Genomic DNA, 1,500 nt, shown 5'->3' with positions numbered 1-1,500 from the left:
TTGTAGCTCACGGGCAACGGTCTCATGGCTTGAAGATCGCCCCACTTGGCTTACCCACCCGTTAATGTGACATCGCCTCGGCGAGGAAGGCGTTCATCGTCTCGAACTGCTCGGCGGAGCCTGGGTTAGCATCGACCGTTTTTCTGCCATGGTATGACTGGTCAGGATGGCGCAAACGAATTAGTGTTTTCGATGAAGCGGGAGGAGAGAACGCTTCGCTTGGGGAGAGAACATGGCGTTCGGCGAACGGTTGAATGAGGGCTGGTGCTTAGAGCAGCTGTCGGGCTACGGCGGCCGTGGCATCAAGCGTAAATACGTCGAAGAGATGCTTAACATCTATAATGCGACGAGGAAATATTTTTTTGTATTTGAGATCGCAAACGGCGTCGTCAACATTAGATCAAAGCCGGCTTTTTTTCAAGATGAAGAGTTTCATGTGTCGGCCGACGCATCTATACTCAGAGCAGTAAACTACAGAAATTTTTTTCAGGATGTAGTTAGGCTGCATAATATAGAATTTAACACTGTGTTCGGCATGGAGGTTCCTGACGAAGTATTTGAGAGTCAAGAAATTCCGGTGTTTGGATATCAGAAGCAAAAAAGTGATAAATTAATACTCATGCCTGACATAGATTTTTTGCATTACGAGTTTTATAGAAATCAAAATGTTGATGATATATATGAATATAATAAGAAGGAGCCAAGCGCTATATTTGTTGGCGCTACAACCGGCGCCGGGGTTATTACAAAAGAATCGATTGCTAACGGAACCGTTCCGCGAATCAATTCCGCAAAGTATTTTAAAGATAAAAAATTAGTGAATTTCAAGCTGCCAGACATAGTTCAGGTGGATTCCGACGAAGTTAGAAGCATGATCGCTGATATGGGTATTAGCGGTGAGCGGCGCGAATGGTCCGAGCAGCTCAAGTGCAAGTTTTTGATTTCAATGGATGGAAATGGAGCGACCTGTTCGCGGGTTATTATTTCCCTAAAGTCAAATTCTGTCCTTTTAAAATATTCATCGCCAAATCAACTATATTATTTTTCTGGATTAATTCCGTGGTACAATTTCATTCCAATCCGCGCTGATGATGATGTTTTGCGAATAGTTGAAATTGAGCGGCGTGAGCCGGGACGTTTCGAATTTATTGCCAAAAATGGACAGGATTTTTATAATATGAACTTGCAGCGCGAGCATGTCTTTGAGTATGTTGCTTTATTAATAAATGGGTATAATAATATTATTAATTGACATCTCCGAGTTTAAGTGAGGCGTGTCCCGCGGACTGTTGACGAGGGGTTGCCGCACATTTGTCGTATCATAGTGAAACGGTCCATTGGACGAGGCGGGCTATGGAACATTTTACGTTACAAATCCGTAACCGACCGTCGAGGCTTTCCATTACCCACAAGTGCACTCAGCGGGCGATGTCACATTAACGGGTGGGTAAGCCAAGTGGGGCGATCTTCAAGCCATGAGACCGTTGCCCGTGAGCTACA

The 1,500-nt window shown here is 44.6% G+C and carries 1 protein-coding gene; it reads left to right on the top strand.

The genetic code is table 11. From position 1 onward, the window contains the following. The first annotated feature begins 232 nt into the window (after window positions 1-232). Complete coding sequence (locus ACT53T_RS06225) at window positions 233-1,252, top strand: glycosyl transferase family 90 (RefSeq protein WP_476160554.1); 1,020 nt, start codon at window positions 233-235, stop codon at window positions 1,250-1,252. Window positions 1,253-1,500: the final 248 nt, after the last annotated feature.

This window comes from Methylosinus sp. DMC45 (genome assembly GCF_056313885.1).
Note: the sequence above shows the minus strand (reverse complement) of the source record. Positions and strands in the feature narration are given on the sequence as shown.

Bases quoted from the DNA above. Each gene is read 5' to 3' on its own strand.
- ACT53T_RS06225 (WP_476160554.1), top strand. From the start codon at position 233: ATGGCGTTCGGCGAACGGTTGAATGAGGGCTGGTGCTTAGAGCAGCTG.